We start from the raw sequence: 23,016 nt of genomic DNA on the forward strand, positions 1-23,016 counted from the left end.
AGAGGCGATGACGGATCGAACGGAAAAGAATACATGAATTACTCCCTCTAGCCTCTTGCCCCAGGCCTCTCGCCGGCCGCTTCGGCTCGCTTGGTGGCCAACGTCAATTCTTTGTTCAAGACCTGGTCGAGCACGCCGTTCACGAATTTCGACGCTTCGTCATCGCCGAAGCTTTTCGCCAACTCGACGGCTTCATTCATCGTCACCCTGGCCGGCACATCATCCATCCACATGAGTTCATAGACGCCGGCACGCAGGATATTGCGGTCCACGATCGGCATGCGACTGATCTTCCAATTGGTCGCGTATTTCGTGATGAGGGCGTCCAGCTCAGGCTTCTGCGCCAAGACCCCGGCCACGAGCCGTTCCGCAAAGGCCCTCGCCTCACCCGAAGCCTCGTTCTCTTTCCAAAACACATCCAGCCACAAACCGGACTTGCCATGAATATCGTATTGAAACAAAATCTGGAGCGCGCGCTCCCTCGCTTGATGGCGTGTTCCCATGGCTAGGCCTTGGGCTTCCGCGGTGCTCGCTTTTTGGCTGACGTTGTACGCTTCGCGCTCACCGGAGCCTCCTCGTCCACCCGTAACAGACGCATCACCGTCGCCATCTCTATCGCAGACTTGGCCGCTTCGCCCCCACGGTTAAACTTCGCCGGCTCAGCCCGCTCAATCGCCTGCGCGATCGTGTGCGTCGTCAGGACGCCGAAGATCATCGGCACGTCAGCATCCAGCGCCGCCTGCCCGATCCCGCGGCTCACCTCCGCACTGATGTAGTCGAAATGCGGCGTGTCGCCGCGAATGACCGCCCCGAGACAAATCACCGCATTGAACTGCTTCGTCCGCGCCATGGCCCTCGCCACCAAGGGAATCTCGAAGGCCCCCGGCACCCGCACCACCTCGATGTCGTCGGCCTTCACCCCATGCGAGGTCAGCCCCTCCACGCAGGAGCTCAGCAACTTACTCGTGACGAACTTATTGAACTTCGCGACGACAATTCCGAATCGCAACCCCGTCGCATCCTGTGAACCTTTACGCAGCTTCATCTCTTCGTTTCTTCTCCTTCAGCACATTCGTCACAAATTAGGGGACGGCCAGCTTGCCCTTCAACTGCGCGCGTCGAGCGACCACCGTTTTATCGTGGGGGCTCCGCGAGCAAAGAAGGGCGGGCTGGCCGTCCCCCGTCACACCTTTTTGAGAATGTGCCCCATCTTATTTTTCTTTGTCCGCAGATACTTCACATTCTGCGCACCCGGTTGGATTTCGATCGACACCCGCTCAACCACTTTCAATCCATACCCTTCGATACCCACGATCTTGCGAGGATTGTTCGTGATGAGCCGGATCTGATGCAGCCCGAGGTTGACGAGGATCTGTGCCCCCACACCGTAATCGCGCAGGTCAGCCTTAAACCCCAACTGAAGATTCGCCTCAACCGTATCGCACCCCTGATCTTGCAACCCGTAGGCTCTGATCTTATTGAGCAGGCCGATACCGCGACCCTCTTGATTGAGATAGAGCAGGACCCCGCGCCCTTCCTTTTGGATCACGTCCATCGCCTTGTGGAGCTGGTCTCGACAGTCGCATCGAATGGAACCCAACGCATCGGCCGTTAAACAACCGGAATGCACCCGGACCAATGTCGGCTCCCCGCTATCGACGCGCCCTTTCACCAGGGCAATATGCGTGATGCCGTCCACTTCGTTTTCGAAGGCCACCGCCTCGAAATCGCCGAACGTCGTCGGCATCCGCGCACTGGCCATGCGCCGCACAAAGGTCTCGCGCTGCATACGGTATTCGATGAGCGCCTTGATCGTGACCATCTTCAGCTTGTGCGCCTTGGCAAACTTCGTCAGCTCCGGCACCCGCGCCATGGTGCCGTCCTCGTTCATGATTTCGCAGATCACACCGGCAGGACTCAGCCCGGCCAACCGCGCCAAATCGACGGAGCCTTCGGTCTGCCCCGCGCGCCGTAGCACACCGCCTTGCTGCGCCTTCAACGGGAAAATATGACCGGGCCTCGCCAGATCGCTCGGCTTCGCCTTCGGATCGATGGCAACATGAATCGTCGTCGCCCGATCTGCCGCAGAAATCCCCGTCGTAATATCTTTTCGCGCATCGATGGACACGGTAAACGCCGTCCCGAACGTGGCAGTGTTCTCAGCCGCCTGCTGCGGCAACTGCAGTTCTTCGACTCGCTGGGGAGTCAGCGCGAGGCAGATCAACCCACGGGCATGTTTGGCCATGAAATTGACGGCCTGGGGCGTGACATGCTCAGCGGCAATCACGAGATCGCCTTCGTTCTCTCGATCTTCGTCATCGACGAGGATGATGAACTTGCCCCGCTTAATGTCTTTAATCGCGTCTTCGATACTATGAAATGGAGTGGACATAATGTTGCTGGTCGCTATTCAATGGGGGCACGTTGTACGGGAGGATCAATTTATCATTTCACATTGCACATTTGACATGGTTTTTTTGCCCCTCAGGGTCAACGGGAAAAACGGCCCGGTGCATCCATCGGCTGGGTCAGTCGCTGTGCCCGTCGTTCCGCCAGCAGAACGGTGCCCCAGGCGCAAGTCGCGGCGGCGGCAAAGAGCCACAAGCCTGCACGATAGGAGCCAGTAACTTCCTTCAGCGTCCCCAGCCAGAGAGGCAAGAGAAACCCTCCAATCCCGCCCGCCGCTCCTACGATCCCAGAGGCAAGACCGATCTGTTTGGGAAACCATTCCGAGGCCAACTGGAGAATCACTCCATTGCCGACCCCCATGGCGCCCACGGCTGCGACGATCAGCCCGACGGCAACCGTGACATCCGTCACGTGACCCAGCCCCGCGACCAAGCCTGCAACGAAGGGCAAAGACAATACGAGTGTTCGCAACCCCCCGATCCGGTCAGCGGCATGACCGCCAAGCGGACGGATGAGACTGCCCACCAATCCACACAAGGCAGCAATCGAGCCGGCGGCAATGCCATCCACGTGGTACTGCTCGTGAAAGAAGAGCGGCAGCATGCTGCAGAACCCGACAAACCCGCCGAACGTGACGGCATACAGCCCGCAGAGCCAATAGGCTTTCGGGTGCCGGACCATCAGAGCCACATTGTGCCACCAATGGGTATCGCGCTCGGACCGCCGGCTCTGTCGATCGTCACGCACGAACAACACGAATACGGCCAGGATGAGAAGAATCGGGAGCACCATCCATCCGAATACGGCATGCCATCCGCTCGTGGCCGCAATGCGCGGCGCGCAAAAGAGAATCAACACGGTGCCGACATTCCCCGACGCCACAATGCCCAATACCAACCCTTGATGGGCAGGCGGATAGGTCCGGCCCGCCAACGGCAAGCTCACCGCAAAGCTCGCCCCCGCGATGCCGAGCAAAAACGCGACCGCGAGCAGCTCGACATAACTATGAACGCCCAACCACCCCCAGAGGACGACCGCCAACTCGCCCAGCAGAATGAGTATTCCCGTCGGCTTCGCCCCGTACCAATCGCTGCTCCAACCGGCCAACACCCGGAGCAGCGCACCGCCCAACATCGGGAGCGCGACGACCACTGCCGTCTGCGTACCGGTCAGTTGCAGACTGTCCGCGAGTACAACGCTCAGGGCGCCCAACAGTAGCCAGACCATAAAACTGACCGCGAGATGCAGCCACGATCCAATCAATGTGGGCCAATGGCCACGCGTAAGGGCGAGAAACATGTCCGTCATCACAATCGACGTTCTCCCAATCTACAGAGCCGCCCACTATATGGGACCGCCTTTCATTCGCGCAAGATGAAGGAGACCCGCGGATTTTCAGCGCTCCGCTGACGCTTCTTTATGATAATCTCGCCCCTTATGAGTCCGCGCGACAAAGATCTCGACGAAGAACCGCTCGAACCAGAGGTCCTGGAGCCGTCCGAGGAGGAGATCTCCGAGATCAGCCCGCCTCCCGAAGCCTCTCACGCTGCAACCCCGATCGACGGGCAGGCCGCCGATATCACGGCTGTCGTGCCGGTTACGGCGCTCCAGCATTACCTGGCCGAAGTCCGGCGCTATCCCTACCTCACCAAAGAAGAAGAACTGCTCCTGTTCCATGAATACCGGAACAACGGGGACCGCGAGGCCGCCGTGAAGCTCATCATGGCTAACTTACGGGTTTCTCTCTCGATTGCCGCTGAGTATCTCCACACCGGCGCCGACCATATGGACCTCATTCAAGAGGGCAACGTCGGGCTCATGCATGCCATCAAGAAGTTCGATCCGTCGAAAAACGTGCGCTTTTACGCCTATGCCGCCTGGTGGTCTCGCGCCTACATCCTTCGGTATTTGCTGAATACCTACCGGCTGGTCAAGATCGGGACGACCCAAGATCAACGCAAGCTGTTTTATAATCTCAAAAAGGAGAAGGCGAAGCTTGAGCGCGAAGGCTTCGCCCCGGACACGAAACTCCTCGCCGACCGATTGAATGTACGGGAGCGAGACGTCATCGAAATGGGTCAACGGCTGGGCAACTGGGAACTGTCGTTGGACCAACCGCTGGGCGAAAACCAGGAAGGCAGCCTGCTGGATGTGCTGCCGTCGCAACAGGTACCAGCCGATGAGCAACTGGCACAGACCCAGTTACAGACACTCTTTCGCACCAAGCTCGCCGAATTCACGAAGACACTCGACGAACGGGACGAAGACATCTTGAGAAACCGGATTCTCTCCGAAGCCCCGCTCACCCTCGAAGACCTCGGCGGCAAGTACTCCATCACCAAAGAACGAACGAGACAACTGGAGGCCCGCATTATTAAACGGCTGCGTGACTACATTAAGAAAGACATCAAAGATTTCGACCGCTTGCGGATCTGACCGCAGGGGACCCCCACCGAAAGAATGTCTAGAATACCCCGTTATCAATAGGTTATGATGCCCCCGTCCCTGTTCTGAGGGCATGGAAGAATTTCCCCATTTCTCCCCCTTGACTTGGACGAACCCGATGCTATCTCTACTCCCGTGTTCGGCAGACCAGGGCTTCTGCTCGTTCGGGAGTACCACGATTACGCCATCGAGTTCGCACCTGTTCTACATCGTTTATTTTCACTGGGTTAACTTTAGGAGGAGGGTATCGTTATGAGCACTGCAGCCAAGGAAAAGACCGAGAAGAAAGACCTGACCAAGGGGTTCCAGCCTTTGGGTGACCGGGTATTCGTCACCTACACCGAGGAATTGGACCGCACCGCGGGCGGCATCTACGTCCCAGACAGCGCGAAAGAGAAGCCACAACGGGGCATCATCCAGGGCATCGGCAAGAAGGTGGAGAGCGTCAAAGTCGGCGACCAGGTCCTCTTCGACAAATACTCAGGCAGCAAGCTCCGCATCGAAGACGAAGAATGTCTCATCCTGAAGGAAGAAGACATCCTCGGCGTCTTCAACAGCTAATCACCACTACACATTACGACGATACTTTTTAAGGGAGGCATACCACCATGGCAAAGCAACTTATGTACGGTGACGCTGCGCGCGCGTCCATCCTCAGAGGGGTGAACCAGCTCGCCGACGCCGTCAAGGCAACACTCGGACCCAAGGGCCGTAACGCGATTCTCGACAAGAAGTTCGGCGCCCCCACGATCACCAAGGACGGCGTAACCGTCGCGAAGGAAGTCGAACTCAAGAACCCCTACGAAAACATGGGCGCCCAGCTCGTGCGCGAAGTGGCCAGCAAGACCAGCGACACCGCCGGCGACGGCACCACGACCGCAACCGTGTTGGCCCAGGCGATCTATCGTGAAGGCGTGAAGAACATCACCGCCGGCGCGAACCCGATGGAAATCCAACGCGGGATCAACAAGGCCGTCGAAGTGGTCATCAACGAGCTGAAGAAGCTCAGCAAGCCCTGCCAGAACAAGACCGAGATCTCCCAGGTTGGCACGATCTCAGCCAACAACGACAAGACCATCGGCGACCTCATTGCGGAAGCGATGGAGAAGGTCGGCAAGGATGGCGTCATCACCGTCGAAGAAGCCAAGTCCATGACCACCTCGTTGGACGTGGTCGAAGGCATGCAGTTCGATCGTGGCTACATCTCCCCGTACTTCGTGACCAACGCCGAGCGGATGGAAGCGGTCATGGAAGATCCCCTCATCCTCATCTCTGAAAAGAAGATCAGCAGCATGAAGGACTTGCTCCCGGTTCTCGAGCAGGTTGCCAAGATGGGCAAGCCCCTCGTCATCCTCGCGGAAGACGTGGAAGGTGAAGCCTTGGCCACCCTCGTGGTGAACAAGCTCCGTGGCACGCTCAACGTGACCGCCATCAAAGCCCCTGGCTTCGGCGATCGCCGCAAGGCCATGCTGGAAGACATCGCAATCCTCACCGGCGGCCAGGTGATCTCGGAAGACATCGGCATCAAGCTGGAGAACGTGAAGTTGACCGACCTCGGCCGCGCCAAGCGCGTCACGGTCGACAAGGACAACACCACGATCGTGGAAGGCTTTGGCGATCCGAAGAAGATCGAAGGCCGCGTGAAGCAGATCAAAGCGCAGATCGATGAGACGACCTCGGATTACGATCGTGAGAAGCTCCAGGAGCGCCTCGCGAAGCTCGTAGGCGGTGTGGCCGTCATCAACGTCGGCGCCGCGACCGAGACCGAAATGAAGGAAAAGAAGGCGCGCGTCGAAGACGCATTGCACGCCACCAAGGCAGCCGTGGAAGAAGGCATCGTCCCGGGCGGCGGAACGGCCTATCTCCGTTGCATCACGTCCTTAGATTCCCTCAAGCTGAACTCCGAGCAGCAAGTGGGTGTCAGCATCATCCGCCGTGCGCTCGAAGAGCCGATCCGCCAGATTGCGTTCAACGCTGGCATGGAAGGCTCCGTCATCGTTGAGAAGGTCCGGAACGACAAGAACCTCAGCGTCGGCTACAACGCCGCGACCGAGGAATATGTGGACATGATCAAGGCCGGCATCATCGATCCGACCAAGGTGTCTCGTTGTGCGTTGCAGAACGCCGCGAGCGTCGCGGGCTTGATGCTCACGACCGAAGTCATGATCACCGAGTTGCCGGAAGAGAAGAAGGAAGCAGCCGGCGGTGCGGGTGGTCACAACCACGGCATGGAAGGCATGTACTAAGAACAGACAAAGAGCGATTAGCCTATAGCTGATCGCTCGGAGTTCTTGACGAAGGCCCCAGCGGTGATCCCGCTGGGGCCTTCGTGTTTCAGGACTCGTATCGCGTTAGAATGAGCCTCGGCGACAACGAGCCTGGAGATATGTCCTGTGTTTATCGAAGTCGAATCAAACGAGAATTGCGAGGCCAGCTTCTTTGGCCGGTTCAAGGAAATCCGCCCGGCTCGCCCGGTCGTACAAGTCAAGCTCTACGACCGGAACTCCGCAGGGGAATGGTATTGGGTCATTGGCTGGCGCGACGATGCCACGTCGCCTGCGTGCCAGGCCTATGCGCAGTTAGTCGAAGACTCGGGAGCGGGACTGACGCACGTGGTCTATGGAGGAATTCATGGCCTGCGATTCAAGCCCATCTCGACCGATGAAACCTGGGGCCTCGACAGTCCGCAGCAATGGGGAGAAGCCTACCTGTCGCTCTCCAGCGAGCGCGACCTGCGCTATGCCGAGGAGCCGCCTGCGACTCGCTGACGCGCTGTAGACACAGCCTGCAACGTCGCCTTGAAGTGCGGCGAGGTCTTCGGGCTCTCGAAAAACGAGCGAAAGATCTCATGCACGAGGGTGCGATGGGCGGCATGGTCGGATTGAAACTGCGCGAGGGCGGTCGGCCGATCGGTCCCGTCATAGCCCATGCGGATTGCACAGCGCTCGAGTTCGTCTTCTTGATCCGGGAGCGAATGTGTCTGCAGATCGTGCACCATCTGTAGTTTGTGCTCCACGTCGCGAAGAAAGACGTAGGCAGCTGTCAGCGCATCCCGCTCCTTTTTGGAAATAAGCTTGAGGCGGACAAATCGCTTGAGCGCTTCGAGTGTGCTGCGGTCGAGGAGAGCCGGCACTCGACTCCCCGCCAGCACCTGAATCGTTTGCACGAAAAACTCAATCTCGCGAATGCCTCCGACACCCAGCTTCACATTGCGCTGCTCATGCCCGCGTTCCGCCATCTTCGCATCGATCTTCTCCTTGACCGATCGCACCTCATTCACCACGGCGAGCCCCTGCTCGACCTCCAGCCGTTTCGCCGAAGGGGCCAGCACAAAGGGCCGCACCATCTTGATGAAGGCCTTCCCGACTGTCATGGACCCGGCCACCGGCCAGGCCTTCAGCAGGGACAGCCGCTCCCAGACCTGGCCTCTCGTCCGATAGTATTTGGCATAGTCCTCCAGCGAGCGAGTGAGCTGCCCCACCGAACCTTCCCCACGCAAGCGGAGGTCCACCCGATACACATACCCTTCATGGGTCTGTTCGGTCAGCACTTTCGTCAGATCGCGCGCCAGACGCTCAAAATATTCCTCGTTGGAAATCCCGCCCTGCGCGGGGATTTTCGATTTCGTGCGGCCCGATACAACCGGCCTGGTTTCCCCCTCATGGGATTCGCAGACATAGAGCACGTCCACATCGGAACTGTAGTTCAGCTCATGTCCGCCCAGCTTCCCCATCCCGATGACGGTAAAGCCGGTCTCCACCCACCGCCCCTGCCGATTCTTATGCATGGGCACGCCATACCGGCCCCGTAGATCGGCATCCACAATACGATAGGCCTCGTCGATCAGGATCGACGCCAGATCTGACAGGGACGCCGTCGTTTCCACCACATCCGCCAGACGAAGCAGGTCGCGCACGCCGATACGCAACATCTCGCGGCGGCGGAAGCGCCTGATCGCATCCAGCTTGAGCTCCGGCGCCATCACGTGTCCGACCTGCTGCCGGATCGTCCCTGCCATTCCAACCCTCGTCGGCGCGTTGGATAAGACATGTTGTTCGGCCAGCCAATAGATCAGCAGAGGATCGCACACGAGAGTAAAGGCCAGTGAGTCGCTATTCCCGAAGATCGAACAGACAAGGTCCAACATGCGGGGAGAGCTGCGCAGATATTCCAGAATGGCCGACCGGCTGACTCCGCTGTCGAGCCACCGCTCCCAATGGTTCAAGGCCTGATCCGGATCGGCGGTCCGGCCGATCGCCTCAAGCAGCAAGGGCAGGATGTCTGCCAACAGTCGCCGCTGGTGCGGATCGCCCGCCATCAGTTGCAGATTCGCATCGGCGTCCTGAATGCGGCTGAGTCCGTACGATCGAAGGATCGCATCGACCTGACCCGGCTCCAGCCCGGACGCTAAGATGATGGGCGTGGGATCCAGCCTGGCAACCGATTCGGTTGTTGGCAAAGATGGAACAGCAGGCTTCACCGGCTTCTTGCGACGTTCAGTCATGGGCGGGCATTATACCGGCCATCTCACAGTCACACAACGAAGCCATCTTCGGCTATACTCCTGGCCATGACGGATGAACCGGGAACCCGCGAATCCCTGCTCAAGACCTTGGCCCCCCTCTGTCCTGATGTCGAGGATGAGGTGCTGCGGGACTTCGTGTCACGGATGGATGCCGAGTATTTCGAGCGGTTTCAACCGAATGCCATCGCGCAGCATATCAAGCTTGCCGACAAACTCACCCCGGAGCACCCCTGCGAACTCTCGGTGCTCGACCGGCAAGCAGGGCAATCGGAAATCAGCCTCGTCGCCTACGACTACTTCTCAGAATTTGCCACGATCTGCGGCCTGCTCTCCGCCTTCGGCCTGAATATCGAAGAAGGACGCATCTACACCTTTGCCGATGTGGCAGCCCAGCCGGCTCGGCCAGCCTCAGCCGGGCCATCGAAACGGCCCAAAGGCCGCCCCGGCCTGAGCCGCAAGAAGATCGTCGATGTCTTTCTCGTACATCCGGTGAATGGCGAGCGCTTCTCTACGCCGGAACGGACCGCTCTCGCAGAGGCGCTCACCCACATGATCCAGCTACTCGACAACGGACAATTCGAAGAGGTCCGCCAACAAGTGAACCGCAGGCTGGTCGAACGGTTGGGGAAACAACGGAGCGCCTTCACCGGGCTCCTCCATACCGTCCAGATCACCTTCGATAACAGTCAGTCCCAGGCGGACACGATCATGGACATCCGGTCGGATGACACCCCGGCCTTCCTCTATGCCTTCGCCAATGCCCTGGCCATGCGCAACATCTACATCACCAAGGCCCAGTTTGAAAACGACGGGACCAAGCTCCATGACCGTTTCCACGTCAGAAATCGTTATGGGAAAAAGCTCCTCGATCCGGACGATCAACAACAGCTGCGCCTGACCGCCGTGCTCATCAAACAATTCACCCATGCCCTGACCTGGGCTCCCGACCCTGGCAAGGCGCTCGAATCGTTCGACCAGTTCCTGGACCTGATCGTCCAGGATACTGGGAAGAAGGCCAAGAGCCAGGCGCTCGATTTCCTGAGCGACAAGAGAAGCTTTCCCGTCTTGGCCCGCCTGCTGGGCGCGAGCGACTTCCTGTGGGAAGACTTTCTGCGCCGCCAGCATAACAACCTGCTCTCGATGCTCGCGGAATATCGGGATGCGCCCCTCATCAAGCCACGGGCCACCCTCCGGAAAGAGCTCGACCGGCTGGTAGCCCGCGCCAAAACAGACGAGACGCGCAAGGAAGCTCTGAACCAGTTTAAGGATCGCGAACTCTTCCGGATCGACATGAAACATATCGTAGAGCCGTCGAGTCCTCTGCCTGATTTTTCGCTCGCGCTCACGGAACTGGCCGAGGTCATCATGGAACGGAGCCTCGCCGATTGCCGCGCCAAGCTGGAGAAGACCTATGGAAAGCCGAAGCTTGACGACAAAACCGCCTGCCCCTATGCCGTCCTCGGCCTGGGGAAATTAGGAGGGCGTGAGCTCGGCTATGCCTCGGATATCGAGGTGCTGTTCATCTATGAGGGATCGGGCAAGACCAGCGGGAAGAAGAGCATTGGGAACAGCGAATTCTTCGAACGGCTGACGCAGGAACTCCTAGGCTGGATCGAGGCCAAGCAGGAAGGCATCTTTCATCTCGACGTGCGATTGCGCCCGCATGGAGGCAAGGGCTTCCTGGCCAATGCCTTCGAGGAAGTCTGCCGCTACTACAGTCCGACCGGACTCGCCGCACCCTACGAACGGCAAGCCCTCATCAAGCTGCGGCATATCGCCGGCGACGCTGCATTGGGCCATCGACTGGAGGCCTACCGGGATTCGTTCGTCTATGGCGGCGCCCCCTGGGACATCCCCACGGCACTGGACCTCCGGAAGCAACAACTCCAACAACTGGTCAAGCCGGGACAGGTCAACGTGAAGTATAGCCAGGGCGGGGTCATCGATATCGAATATGCCGTGCAGTATCTCCAAGTGATGCATGGGCACAAACGCCCGAGCCTGCGCACCCCGAATACCCTGCAGGCACTCGCCGCACTGGTCGAGGCAGGATTGGTTTCGCGCGCCGATGGGGAGAGCCTCCGGAAAGCCTATGTCTTCACGAGAACCTTGATCGATGGATTGCGCATGGTGCGAGGCAATGCCAAGGATCTCGTCCTCCCTCCGCCTGACTCAGAGGAGTTTATCTTTCTCGCCCGCCGTGTCGGCTACGCGACAGATGATTGGCAGGCAGGAGCGAAGCATCTGCAGACGGATATCGAGGAGCACATGAAGCTGACAAAAGAATTCTACGAACGGACATTCGGGCGTCTATAGTCCCATGAAGAATCCCGCCGGCCATGAGTTATAGGAAGACCGTCTATAACTCACCCCCTCCGACAATAGTCAGTGTCGACATTTTCGAGCGGGTGTACCGCGCTACGTAAACCCATTTCCAGTGCGTACCTGGTGGCTGAACTGAACCCTCTGCATATTCGGCTCAATTTTCAAGCCTTTCATGAGCCGATTCGCTCCCTTAATCGGCTCAGCATGGCATTGAAGCGCAAATCCAGAGACGAGGGGGAGGCCTCCCCCCTTCTTGACTTCATCTCTTATGAAAATTATGATGTAGTCCCATTTGAATCTACATAAAGGGAACCCATGAGATTTACCAACGTTCGCGAACTCAAAGCCAAAACATCTGAAATGCTCAGAACGGTCGAACAAGGGAACACCGTGCTGGTGACCACCCATGGACGCCCGACGGCGATGCTGGTGCCGGTGACAGAAGACGATATCGAGGACGCCTTGCTGGCCTATAGCCCGACCCTTCGAAAGAAAATTGAAGCGGGCCTCAAGGACATCCGCGAGAGCCGAACCATGCTGCTGGCTGACTACAAAGCCACGCGCGCAAAGAAAAAGAAGGCGCGCACTGCGTGACCTGCCAAATCTTTCTCTCCGAGAAAGCGCAACGTGACCTCGACACCTTCTCCGATAAGATCGCCAATCAAATTCTCGCCGACTGCGCCCGCCTCGCCGACAATGCCATTCCAGACGGAAAACGGATCAAGAAGCTGCACGGATTCAAAGAAACGTTGTATCGCTTGAGGGCGGGCGACTACCGAGTGGTGTTCAAACGATCCGGCACTCGCATCGACATCGTGCGAGTCCTGAGCAAGCCAGACTTTCAGAAGGCCTATTAAGCGATAGGAATGACGGGGGATCGACCAGGTGCCTTCCTTGCTCGCGGAACGCGCACGATCAGAATGTGCTCGTTCGACGCGCGCAGTCGAAGGCAACCTTGGCCACTCCCCCCCCAAAGAGAGGTTGAGAAAGAACACCCTTTGCTGGACGAGCGCACCCAGGGATAGACCGGCCAAGCTTGAAGACGTAGAATGACCCCATTATTTTCTCCCAAGGAGAGGTTTGGAACATCAATGGGGCGACTCGATTTCTCGAACTAACAGATAACGCATTTTGTGCCCTTAGGTTAAACGATAAAAAGAACGGCAACCAAGCACCAAGACAGGTAATAATGGATCCAGAACGTATCCCAGCCCCGCTTATTCATATCGTTGCTGACGTTCTTTCCACTCATCACCAGAGCCACACCAAAATCAGCACACTGTTCCTCGGGTGTAGCGCCCCTGAATTGTCTACAGGTGGGAATCTTATTAACAGAATTACAGCATGGCTTAAGGAATCGGAGAGGCCTTTCTCACTCCTTGGATGCGTTCTCGAGAGCTTTATGGAGTTAGATACCCAAAGCCCTGACTGGCTCAAAGGAAAGGAAAAGATTGCGAATGCCCTTTCGAAATACGGGTTGGCCTATGAGCGCGGGGGACGGATTATTGGAGGAGCTACTGGCGCTCCAAGCAGAACCCTTGATGCCATCATTCAAACCAGAGACCTTCCCGCGGTTCGGGCTGAATTTGACCGAGCAATTGATACAGTGGAACGTGATCCACCCACCGCAATAACGTCGGCTTGCGCTATCGTTGAATCGCTCTGCAAGGTCTACATTAACGAAAATGGTCTCACCTTACCTTCAGACTAATCCATCCGCCCTCTTTGGAAAACAGTTCAAGAACACTTAGGCCTCGGGCCTAAATCGGCCGTTTCCGATGATATGCGGCAGATTCTCGGCGGGTTAGCAACAGTCTTAAATGGAGTCGGTGATTTACGGACACATGCTGGGAACGCACATGGAAGAGAGACAGGAGAATTTACCGTTGAACCACGGCACGCTCGTCTTGCTATCCATGCCGCGCATACTCTAGTAAACTTCGTTCTTGAAACCTGGACGCCTCCCCTCGCTTCTAAGGTCCGAAGAGATGCGAACCGTTGAATCTATTATAAGCTTGCTGGGTCTTGCCGTTACCCTGTTTGCGTGGATCATTCCACAGGATCGGATTGGATACGAAGTAAAATTCACGCTTCTCGGGATAGGACTCACCATTGTAGTTCTTGGATTAGGCCTGTTGGTGAACGGCTGGCGGCGTGGCCGCAAGAAGCTAAAGTCGATAGATCAGCTATCAGAGTTTATATCAACGGCTATTCGTGATTTGATCAACAAGCCACGGCCACCCCAATCAGAAATGGAAGTGTTCGCTACGGAGTTGAAAGAGCAATACGACAACTGGTGTATAGGAGTTAATCAAATCCTTTCAAATAAATCCTATTTTACGCACTCTGACTTTTTGCACTTCGACCGCCTGGGCTTCATCCCTCCGATCGTTATGACTCGCCACCCTAACGCAGATCATACGCTTGCCATGCTAAATGTAAAAATCGACAGACTGCGCGAAATTATTTCATGGAATAGATAAGCGGAGGGGAAGAACTAAAGAACGAACCAAAGTGGTCGGGATGAACTGCCCAGTTTCTTGGCAATACTAGATTCGGTAAAAGTAAGAATTTCCTTATCTGAACGATAGTCTAATGGTGAAGTGGATGAAACTTATAGTCTGTTTGGTCGCTCTACTGGTTGTCGCGGGATGCGCCTCACACGGGAAGCTCGTAACTAGCGAGCAGGTCACATGGATTCAGAAAGGAGTAACAACGAGAGATGAGGTAATAAGACGGCTCGGCAGCCCTAATTTCCCCGAAATTCCATCAGCCTCCACAATGTTTTCCACGGAATACGAAACGACCACTGAAGAAACAGTTGAGAATGGCAAGAAGGTCACTCGCGGGACCATGAGAGTTGTTCCGACGAAAGGTAAGCGGACAATTGCCCAGTACTTCTATGCCGAATCTGCTGCATTCGCTGGGACTACAACGAAAGACTTTTGGATTTGCTACGATGAGCAAGGAACAGTTCAAAACTTTGGATTCTCTGACACGGCAATCTCAAGTTGTCCCTAATTCTATTACTTTTTATCCCGAGGTAGAATAATAGGCCTGCACGGTCACTCTCCACTCCGCCCATTGCCCCCACCATCTCGTTACGCACGCATGCCGTAACCTTCGACATTGACAGTCACAGCCTAGAAAAGTAGCCTGTGCCCATTTCGCCCCCCTCCTTATTGAAGACACGCTATTGAGTGCCACTCCTATTGTTCGATTCTGCCGAGTGGCCTCATGCTACCGGTGGGTTCGGCTAGCTGCATACATCCCTGGCTGGTGGCTTCGGGAAGGAACACAAGAAGATGAAGCACGAAAAGCGAATGTCGGTTGCCATTGTCGGAGGCGGACTTGCGGGCTTATATGCTGCGCGGCGGCTTCAGGCGCTTGGCATCGGCTTCCAACTGTTCGAGGCCCGTGATCGGCTTGGCGGTCGCATTCTCTCCGCCAACGACATGGGTCAATCTTCGAACGATGGCTTTGACCTTGGCCCTTCATGGTTCTGGCCGGAGATGCATCGAAGTATGGCGGCTCTCGTTAAAGAGTTGGGTCTTGCGACCTTTCCCCAACATCGCGATGGAGATGTGGTCGTTGAACAGATGTCGCGTGAAGAGCCGAGACGTTATCAGGGAATGCCACAAGAGCCTCCATCAATGCGTTTTGCTGGTGGAACCGGGGCATTAATTCAGGCCCTTTCCGATACGCTCCCCCCAGAAGCATTGCGGCTCGGCATGCATGTGCGCCATGCGACGCTCACCAGCTCTGATATCCTGTTAACAATCGTAGCCCCCAACGGGACTGAGCATGAAGTCGCGGCGGAGCAGGTGATCTTCGCGCTTCCACCACGCCTGCTCGCCTCATCGGTGTCCTTTACCCCTGACATCGAACCGGCCACAGCACGTCGCTGGCGCGACACGGCGACATGGATGGCGCCCCACGCGAAGTTTTTCGCGCTCTACCGGCAGCCCTTTTGGCGCGAAGCCGGGTTGTCTGGAACGGCTCAAAGCCTGGTGGGCCCTCTTGCCGAAATACATGATGCCACCACGGCCTCGGGCATGCCGGCCCTCTTTGGATTTCTTGGCATAGGCGCGGACCAGCGAGCAGTCCTAGGAGAAGGTGCGCTCACGCATGCCTGCCTTGAACAACTCACTCGACTGTTTGGACCGGAAGCCGGACGACCTTACGCCACGCTCCTCAAGGACTGGGCCGCAGATCCTCTCACTGCGACAGCAGCAGACCGTTCACCAAGCGGGCATCCCGAACCTACACGAACGTCCTGGGTGAATGGTGTCTGGAAAGACCGTCTGTTTCTTGCTGGCAGCGAAACAAGTACCACGGCGCCTGGCTACTTGGCCGGAGCCATTGCAGCAGCCGAACGGGCCGTCATTGAAATACAGGGTAGCAGGGAATAATTGGGGGTAGGCTGAGTGGTGACCTATAGGAAACGAGGGCAGGCCTTGTAATCAAACATCAAGAGGCGGCGCGGGGCTGTGGCTGGGGCTCAGAGCGGACATCGCCGGAGGAGCGGGGTCCCGGTCGAGGCTCGGCTGAAAAAGAAAGCGGAAACCGACCGAGTCTGCGAGGGAATGTCCAAAGGCTGCCGCTGTACGCCGGGACGGACGCAGTTGAACAATACCTCCACCTGGCGTCTCCCCATGCATCTCAATCTGTTGCCTTGACTCCCTCACCATCCCGCCTATACGTTCTCTCACCTACGATTCATCTGCTATGCAAAGGAACGCCCAATGACCACGTTGTTCACCCCGCTGCAGGCCGGGGACATCCACATACCCAACCGCATCGTCATGTCGCCACTCACCAGGGCGAGAGCCGGCCCCACACACATTCCCAACGACATGATGGTGGACTACTACTCCCAACGGGCTTCGAGCGGGCTCATCATGACGGAATGCACCATGGTCGATGCCCATGCCTGCGCCTTCATCGGTGAAGGCGGCATATACAGCCCCGCGCACGTGGACGGCTGGTCACGAGTGACAGATGCCGTGCATGACAGGGGTGGCCGCATCTTCATGCAGATCTGGCATCCCGGTCGTGCCGCGCACTCGTTGTTGAACGGGGGCGAGCAACCGGTCTCCAGCAGCGCCACAGCAATTCGCAATGGTGGGACCAAGACCCCGGAGGGCGCCACGCCCTACGAAGTCCCCCGCGCGATCCGCACCGAGGAAATGCCGCGGTATGTGGAGATGTTTCGGCTCGCCGCGCAGAACGCCCAGCGGGCAGGCTTCGACGGGGTGCAAATCCATGGTGCGCACGGTTATTTGGTCGACACCTTTCTCCGTGACGGCGTCAACGTACGCACGGATGCCTATGGGGGCTCTGTGCCCAACCGAGCCCGTTTTCTGCTCGAGGTGATGGATGCCGTTATCGGCGTCTGGGGTGCCGGGCGCGTCGCGGTCCGGATCTCGCCCCTGGTCCCGTTCAACGACATGGTCGACAGCCAACCCGAAATGCTGGTGACCTATGTGGCGCAGGAATTGAGCCGACGAACGATCGCGTTCCTCGAAATACGGCACGAGGACCATGCCTTGCCTGAGGAGCAAGCCATCCTGACGATCGCCCGCCGACATTTCCAGGGGGTCTTGATGAGCAACGGGAGCTACACACGTGAGAGCGGCGAATCGATGGTGGCATGCGGAGCGGCCGATGCAATCGTGTACGGGCGTCCGTACATCGCCAACCCGGACCTGGTCGAACGCTTCGCGAAACAGGCCCGGCTCAACGAGGTCAACTATGATCGGCTCTATGGTGGTGGACCAGACGGCTACAGCGACTATCCCGCCCTGGCCGCAAGCTGAATCCCCATTACGACGGGCCAATAGGAAAATGGGATGAGGGTCGTTGCTTGACCTTGCACCTCGACGAAAGACTGCGGCTCAGGTCTGACATCGCCGGAGGAGTGAGGCCCAGTCGAGTGTCCGCTGAGATGGACAGCGGACACTGACTGAGCCTTCGAGTGAATTTCCGAAAGCTGCCGCAGAGTCAAACATGTCCTTCCTAGAGACGCGGGAGCCGGTGAGCCTCAGCCCCACGTAGATGAGTCGAAACTAAAAAGCGGTCCAAGAGAAACGGCGATCCTTCCCGAGTGCCCGACGTCCTGCAACCTCGACCGTCCACATTTCGCGACGCGCGTCGTCCCACCTCTCGCGCAATACACGCATTTTCAATTTCAGCCCGTTGACACTTTTATTCCAGAAAAGTAGCCTGTCTGCATTCTCAGCGTCCGGACAACATTTGCAAGCAGTTAAAAGAAGAACTGGCTGTTGGCTCGGCGAAATACTGAGGAGTCGCCATTCGCGCGATCATTGAATAACGTAACAAGATCGGCTGGGTCGTATTATTAGTGGCAGCTGGCAGCGAAGGGGACGCCGCGCTAGAACCTCCCCCAATTCTCATCCGCAGTATTGTTTGGCCTAAACCTCTCAGGTCCTAGTCTTTACATGGAACCAGAATACTTCTTTCTACTCCTCAGCATTGGGTTACTAGGAATTCCAGTTGATGTGTACGTCACGGAGGATCACATGAAAAAGTTAGACGCATTGACCCAGTCGATATTGGCTGCAGTCATGATTTCAATAGCGGTGTTTCTGGTTTTTTGGATATGGGCCTTCTCTGATTATGCAAACCTTCAAGCGTTTGTGAAAGATCAACAATTTCCTTTGTTGGCACTCGTGGTAGCTCTTGGCGCCTATACCAGCAGTGTAGAGCAAAAACTTCGAGAAACTGCAACGCAAAGGAAGAAGTTGTCGCTGCCCGCAACTGACCTCGAAGAAGATCTCAAAAGGCTGTATGTGGTGGATGGCCTTTTGATGCTAACCGGAGTCACGGTCATGTTCCGGATCATTTGGTGGATTCATAGCCCAAAAGACGTAAGCCCTTCGCCGCTCATCGATTGCTTGATGCTCGGCATGCTAGCGGTGAGTATTTTGTATTTTGCATGGTTACATATATTGCAATGGAAGAAGTGAGAAAGTGCGTTGTGTCGCATTTGGCAATACCATCGGAGAGTTTGGGAGACAAACGAAGGGATCGGGAGTCTTTTCTGATTGCCCGGCGTGATGCAATCCCGAACGAAGATTGAGAGTCAGATCTTGCAATCCAACATCAAGGGGTTTCGTGGGCTCAGGTCTGACGTCGCCGGAGATGTGGGGCTCCGTCGAATGTCCGCTGAGATGGACAGCGGACACTGACAGAGCCCGCGAGGGAATTTCGGAAAGCTGCCGCTGCTGAAACATACCGCTACTTGGCAGAAGAAATGTAGTCAGGCCTGAGTATTGACTTATTTGTGAGCGGAACACCTGCGCGACGACTGCCGAGCGCATGGCGCAAGGGAGATACCACGTGGAATCAGGCCTTTGCCGGCTGACGGACCTATTGTCTCGTCCCTACCGGGGGCTACTTCGGCGGATCTTCGTGATCTTCCCCTCGGAGCACCTTCGCCTCCAGAGCGTCCACTTCGACGAGGTAGCCTATGCAAGCCATGAGGACTTGCCGCCGTTGCTGAATCGACTTCATCTGACGGTCTCGCACCGTCGCCTGCTGCGCCGACTCCGGCATGTTCACCATCGCTTCCGCTTCTCCGATGGTCGCATACTTATAGGTTTCCAGCCACTTGCCGTCCTGACAGTTGAGATTGAGGAGCAGTTGCTCGGTTTCGTCATCGAACGTGCGTAGTGCTTTGCTCCCTGCTTCTTCATGCATCAACAGATCCAATTTTTTCATTTGCTGTTCGAGCCGGTTGGTCCGACCGATCGGCGCGAACGACGCGTTGGTATTAGGCATGTTCGGTCCTCCGTTGTAATAGATCAATGACTTCCTGTTGGCTACCTTACGACCTGGTCCACGACTCCTTGCATTATAAACTCACAGCCCGCCTTATGCACCTAGGCCATGGACAAGTCACATACCTGAGTACTCCGTCCCTCCTCTCCAACAGCCGCTCATGCGCTCTTATTGACAGGACCCACTTCGGCCTGTAGCGTCGACCCATTCGTCCCGATTCCGGCTGAACTCATTCCACCGGTCTCGGGGCTGCTGCCCCTATGGATACTGGAGGCTCCCTGGTACGACTCCGATTCTCGCGCAGGGTACGCGTCACTACCATCCTGATCACAGGCCTACTCCTCCTGGCCGGCGGTCTGGCCTGGTTCCTTCATCGGTACGATACTTCGCCGAAACAGGTGGTGCCGCTCCGCTCCTTCTCGGACCAGGAGTACCCCGATAACCCTGAGCGGCGGAGCCGCAGCTATGGCACCTATCCGCATCGTGACCTGCATATTGAACGGCTCGATCGCACACACGTTCGTTTTGTACTGACGGCAGGATCTGATCGGGCGACGCAGATCGAGTTGCGAGACGTGGACCTGTCGCTCATGGTGGCAGCGGTCCCCCGCCGAATCCTCTCAGATCCCGGACTGACAACAGTGGGATTGATCGATCGCGAATGGAATCGGCAACAGGTCCGGTTTCGTCGCGACGCCCCCCACGTGCTGGTGCACGAGGGAGGCGACGGGTTTGAACAGCGCTCGTTGAGCCGTATAGATCTCGCCAGGAACTGTTTGAACGCAGGCCTCTGGGAGCTATTGCTGTTCACCATCGAAGACGGCGAGGAGCGGCTCTACGCCCATCTGTGGTTTACCTTCCCGCTCGGCCTCTACAAAGACCTCTTCGAAGAGGTGAACGGTCTATCGTACTGGACCTACTGGTGGTCGCTGGAACATTGGGTCGATCCGGCCGGGACGCCGATCCGTCTGGACCTGCTTCGAACCGTCGAGCGGGAACAAGCCATGTCCGCCGATGTGCGATGGGATGAACCGGTGGCTGTCATGGGGGAGCAGGTCCTGAAGCGGAGAAATATTCTGACGCCGGCCGCCGCCACCTATCGCGACTGGTACCGCCAGCCGGTTCAGTTTGCCAGCTTTATCCCGCCGGGAATATATTCACGCGCAGACCCACGGGACACCCAGTTACACTACCTCGCAGATGTGACCGGCGCGACGGTCCGGCAAATCGCGATGGCAGGAGGGCCCCATGGATTGTTGGAGGTTGAGCTTGGGTTCCGGAGCAACCAGACCGGTGAGTCGACCAAGTTGATACTCGGAGGGCTGCAAATCTCAGCGCTCCCGGCGTTGTCGCCGCAGCAGTACGATCAAGGCTGGAGGGTGCCAATGGGCATCGGGAACCCGAGTTTCGTCGAATCCTATGACGCGCTCGCGGCCAATCCGCCGATGCAACGGACGTTTTATGGGTTTCATCTCGATGCGCAGAACCGCTGGCTCGATCATCATGCCATCGGCGTGGATGGCCCACTGCTGCATCGGGATGTGGCCGACCCCTCGCTGCTCCACCTCTATCTCTTGAGCTATGAACGTCACGCGATCCTGAACCATATCATCCTCACGCTTCCGCTGGAATGGCACTCACCGACCCCTCAGCCTCGCAATGAGGTTGGCTCAACTCCTCCCATCCAGCGATGAGAGCTCAAGACACTCGGTCGCCTCTGTTTCCCGCTCCTCACACTGCCATTGTGGTCGGCGTCTCTTTGGCTGGTGCAGGTTTCTTGGCTCCTCCACCCCGCACCCGATGCATCTTCTCCCGCGAATGGTAGGGCACCAATCCTTCCAACACCATCGGCAGCCTGTCGCAGGGCACATCTTCCATGATCTTGACCGCCAGCTTCGAGTCTGGCCCTGAGCGGCCTCCCACGTAGATATCGACCGCATCGACCACCTTCCCCTCGACCTTGGCCTTCTTTCCCAAGAACCCGATATCCGCCACGAGATGATTCCCGCAGGCAGCGGGACAGCCGGACCAATGCATGGTGATCGGTTTGAGCGCGCTCCCCAGGCGGGCCTCCAGCGCCTTCGCCGTTTCGACTGCCCGGCTCTTCGTTTCGATGACCGCCAGATTACAGTAGTCGCTCCCCACACAGCTCACCAGCCCCTTGTAGACCGGTGAGGGGTTATAGGCGAATTGCTTCACCAGCGGCTCCTGGTCGAGGTCGCCGATCTTGCGATCGGAGACGTTCGGTATGATCAAGGCTTGCGCCGGGGAAATCCTGACCTCCCCCGTTCCATACTTCTCTGCCAAGGCTGCGATCTTGGCTAAGTCGTCATGCGTAATACGGCCCACCAGGACTTTGAGCCCCACATAGTTCATACCCGGTTGTCTTTGCCGATAGATGCCGACATGGCTCTTCTCGACGGCTTTTCGCGCATCGATGCCCGCCGGCGATAGTTTCTTGCCCACTCGCGTTTCGACTTCCTTTCGGAACCGGTCTTCACCCCATTCCTCCAACAGGAAGGCCAATCGGACCTGCGTACGATTCTCCCGCGATCCATGGTCCCGAAAGATCTCTATGATCGCGCGGCACAGGGCCAAGGCTTCGCCCTCGGTCACAAAGATGTCGAGCGGCGTCGCGATCCGGTACCCGCCCGAGCCAAGTTTACCGCCAGCCAAGAGGTTGTACCCGAGGCTCTTACCGTTGGTGCCATCGTGATAGGCCGGCACGAGGGCCAGGTCTTGTGTTTCCATGTGCACACAGTTGTCCGGGCAGCCTGTCACCGCGACGTTGAACTTCCGTGGCAGGTTCGAATAGGCCGGATTGCCAAGAATCTCTTCGTTGATGGCGCGCACGATGGGCGTCGCATCCGACAGTTCCTCCGGACTCAACCCGGCCACCGGGCAAGTCATCACGCCCCGCACGTTGTCCATGCCGGTTTGGAGGGAGGTCAGCCCCACTTCCTCCATCTTGGCAAAGACCGCCGGCACGTCTTCAATCCGGATGTGCCGGAGCTGTATTTGTTGCCGTGTCGTCAGGTCCAACACCCCGTTGCCGTAGGTCCCGGCAATCTCGGCCAGAGCCCGCAGTTGATAGGAGCCGGTCTTGCCGCCCGGTATCCGCACCCGGATCATGAAAAACCCCGGCGTAGGATTCCGCAGAAAGAGGCCATACCATTTGAGGCGCTGAACATCAGCCTCGGGGATGGATTCCCAGCCACTCTTGGCATATTGGGCGATCATGTCCCGCACAGCCAACCCGTCGCGCTCCGTCTTGATGGCCTCGATTTTGTTCATGTTCCCTTCTCCAATGACACACGGTAATCAGCCCCGGTTCGTTTGAGCACCACGAGGCCTGCACGATTGAGTCGATCGACAACTGAGAACACCGTGACCCAGTCCAGCCCGGGCAGCCGGGCCAAGTCTTCGAACGAACTCGCGCCGCATTCACGCAGCCGTTGTACCACACAATCCTCATTCGACATGACGGCACGATCATGTGACGTCGCCAT

Annotated in this window: 22 protein-coding genes; 14 read left to right on the plus strand and 8 right to left on the minus strand. The window is 57.5% G+C overall.

Annotation, left to right across the window (positions count from 1 at the left end; translation table 11 throughout):
* Window positions 1–47: 47 nt before the first annotated feature.
* From nusB to Q8N00_00135, 4 genes are all read right to left on the minus strand, one after another.
* On the minus strand, window positions 48–503 hold the full coding sequence (nusB, locus tag Q8N00_00120) for a transcription antitermination factor NusB (protein ID MDP2381186.1): 456 nt from the start codon (window positions 501–503) through the stop codon (window positions 48–50).
* A 2-nt stretch (window positions 504–505) separates the two neighbouring features.
* Window positions 506–1,045 carry a 6,7-dimethyl-8-ribityllumazine synthase gene (ribH, locus tag Q8N00_00125; GenBank protein ID MDP2381187.1) on the minus strand — a complete coding sequence of 180 codons (540 nt, stop codon included), beginning with the start codon at window positions 1,043–1,045 and terminating at the stop codon, window positions 506–508.
* 138 nt (window positions 1,046–1,183) lie between these two features.
* Complete coding sequence (locus tag Q8N00_00130; protein MDP2381188.1) at window positions 1,184–2,392, minus strand: bifunctional 3,4-dihydroxy-2-butanone-4-phosphate synthase/GTP cyclohydrolase II; 1,209 nt, start codon at window positions 2,390–2,392, stop codon at window positions 1,184–1,186.
* Window positions 2,393–2,490: 98 nt separating this feature from the next.
* Window positions 2,491–3,717, minus strand: coding sequence for an MFS transporter (locus Q8N00_00135; GenBank protein ID MDP2381189.1), 1,227 nt, complete (start codon window positions 3,715–3,717; stop codon window positions 2,491–2,493).
* Between the two features lie 129 nt (window positions 3,718–3,846).
* Here Q8N00_00135 and Q8N00_00140 point away from each other — a divergent pair, with 129 nt between their 5' ends.
* The 4 genes from Q8N00_00140 (at window position 3,847) to Q8N00_00155 (ending at window position 7,622) form a co-directional block, all read left to right on the plus strand.
* On the plus strand, window positions 3,847–4,845 hold the full coding sequence (locus tag Q8N00_00140; GenBank protein MDP2381190.1) for an RNA polymerase factor sigma-32: 999 nt from the start codon (window positions 3,847–3,849) through the stop codon (window positions 4,843–4,845).
* Between the two features lie 261 nt (window positions 4,846–5,106).
* Window positions 5,107–5,415: a co-chaperone GroES gene (locus Q8N00_00145; protein ID MDP2381191.1), complete on the plus strand. Its 309-nt coding sequence runs from the start codon at window positions 5,107–5,109 to the stop codon at window positions 5,413–5,415.
* A gap of 47 nt (window positions 5,416–5,462) precedes the next feature.
* Window positions 5,463–7,100 carry a chaperonin GroEL gene (groL, locus tag Q8N00_00150; protein MDP2381192.1) on the plus strand — a complete coding sequence of 546 codons (1,638 nt, stop codon included), beginning with the start codon at window positions 5,463–5,465 and terminating at the stop codon, window positions 7,098–7,100.
* 147 nt (window positions 7,101–7,247) lie between these two features.
* Window positions 7,248–7,622 carry a hypothetical protein gene (locus Q8N00_00155; protein MDP2381193.1) on the plus strand — a complete coding sequence of 125 codons (375 nt, stop codon included), beginning with the start codon at window positions 7,248–7,250 and terminating at the stop codon, window positions 7,620–7,622.
* Here Q8N00_00155 and Q8N00_00160 read toward each other — a convergent pair.
* Window positions 7,592–9,358 (minus strand): hypothetical protein, encoded by a 1,767-nt coding sequence (locus Q8N00_00160; GenBank protein MDP2381194.1) that lies wholly within the window; start codon window positions 9,356–9,358, stop codon window positions 7,592–7,594. The genes Q8N00_00155 and Q8N00_00160 overlap by 31 nt on opposite strands.
* A 66-nt stretch (window positions 9,359–9,424) precedes the next feature.
* Here Q8N00_00160 and Q8N00_00165 point away from each other — a divergent pair, with 66 nt between their 5' ends.
* From Q8N00_00165 to Q8N00_00205, 9 genes are all read left to right on the plus strand, one after another.
* Window positions 9,425–11,695, plus strand: a complete 2,271-nt coding sequence (locus Q8N00_00165) for a hypothetical protein (protein MDP2381195.1) — start codon at window positions 9,425–9,427, stop codon at window positions 11,693–11,695.
* Between the two features lie 324 nt (window positions 11,696–12,019).
* Window positions 12,020–12,298 carry a type II toxin-antitoxin system prevent-host-death family antitoxin gene (locus Q8N00_00170; protein ID MDP2381196.1) on the plus strand — a complete coding sequence of 93 codons (279 nt, stop codon included), beginning with the start codon at window positions 12,020–12,022 and terminating at the stop codon, window positions 12,296–12,298.
* Window positions 12,295–12,561, plus strand: a complete 267-nt coding sequence (locus Q8N00_00175) for a type II toxin-antitoxin system RelE/ParE family toxin (protein ID MDP2381197.1) — start codon at window positions 12,295–12,297, stop codon at window positions 12,559–12,561. The genes Q8N00_00170 and Q8N00_00175 overlap by 4 nt, the downstream gene beginning before the upstream one ends.
* Window positions 12,562–12,893: 332 nt before the next feature.
* Window positions 12,894–13,415: a hypothetical protein gene (locus Q8N00_00180; GenBank protein MDP2381198.1), complete on the plus strand. Its 522-nt coding sequence runs from the start codon at window positions 12,894–12,896 to the stop codon at window positions 13,413–13,415.
* Between the two features lie 277 nt (window positions 13,416–13,692).
* Window positions 13,693–14,187 (plus strand): hypothetical protein, encoded by a 495-nt coding sequence (locus Q8N00_00185; GenBank protein MDP2381199.1) that lies wholly within the window; start codon window positions 13,693–13,695, stop codon window positions 14,185–14,187.
* A gap of 112 nt (window positions 14,188–14,299) precedes the next feature.
* Window positions 14,300–14,725, plus strand: a complete 426-nt coding sequence (locus Q8N00_00190; GenBank protein ID MDP2381200.1) for a hypothetical protein — start codon at window positions 14,300–14,302, stop codon at window positions 14,723–14,725.
* A 284-nt stretch (window positions 14,726–15,009) separates the two neighbouring features.
* Window positions 15,010–16,116, plus strand: a complete 1,107-nt coding sequence (locus Q8N00_00195) for an FAD-dependent oxidoreductase (GenBank protein ID MDP2381201.1) — start codon at window positions 15,010–15,012, stop codon at window positions 16,114–16,116.
* A 333-nt stretch (window positions 16,117–16,449) separates the two neighbouring features.
* Window positions 16,450–17,523, plus strand: coding sequence for an alkene reductase (locus Q8N00_00200; protein MDP2381202.1), 1,074 nt, complete (start codon window positions 16,450–16,452; stop codon window positions 17,521–17,523).
* Between the two features lie 723 nt (window positions 17,524–18,246).
* A complete protein-coding gene (locus tag Q8N00_00205; protein MDP2381203.1) occupies window positions 18,247–18,693 on the plus strand; it encodes a hypothetical protein in 447 nt (148 codons plus the stop codon).
* A 427-nt stretch (window positions 18,694–19,120) separates the two neighbouring features.
* On the opposite strand, the gene Q8N00_00210 is transcribed toward Q8N00_00205, so the two are convergent.
* Window positions 19,121–19,507, minus strand: coding sequence for a hypothetical protein (locus Q8N00_00210; GenBank protein MDP2381204.1), 387 nt, complete (start codon window positions 19,505–19,507; stop codon window positions 19,121–19,123).
* Between the two features lie 260 nt (window positions 19,508–19,767).
* On the opposite strand from Q8N00_00210, the gene Q8N00_00215 reads away from it, so the two are divergent.
* Entirely contained in the window at window positions 19,768–21,201 is a 1,434-nt protein-coding gene (locus Q8N00_00215; protein ID MDP2381205.1) for a hypothetical protein, read from the plus strand.
* A gap of 37 nt (window positions 21,202–21,238) precedes the next feature.
* On the opposite strand, the gene Q8N00_00220 is transcribed toward Q8N00_00215, so the two are convergent.
* Together Q8N00_00220 and Q8N00_00225 are read right to left on the minus strand one after the other, a co-directional pair.
* Window positions 21,239–22,801, minus strand: coding sequence for a ferredoxin--nitrite reductase (locus Q8N00_00220; protein MDP2381206.1), 1,563 nt, complete (start codon window positions 22,799–22,801; stop codon window positions 21,239–21,241).
* A complete protein-coding gene (locus tag Q8N00_00225; GenBank protein MDP2381207.1) occupies window positions 22,798–23,016 on the minus strand; it encodes a hypothetical protein in 219 nt (72 codons plus the stop codon). Before Q8N00_00225 ends, Q8N00_00220 begins: the two co-directional genes overlap by 4 nt.

This window comes from Nitrospirota bacterium, assembly GCA_030684575.1.
In the GTDB taxonomy this organism is placed as follows: domain Bacteria; phylum Nitrospirota; class Nitrospiria; order Nitrospirales; family Nitrospiraceae; genus Palsa-1315.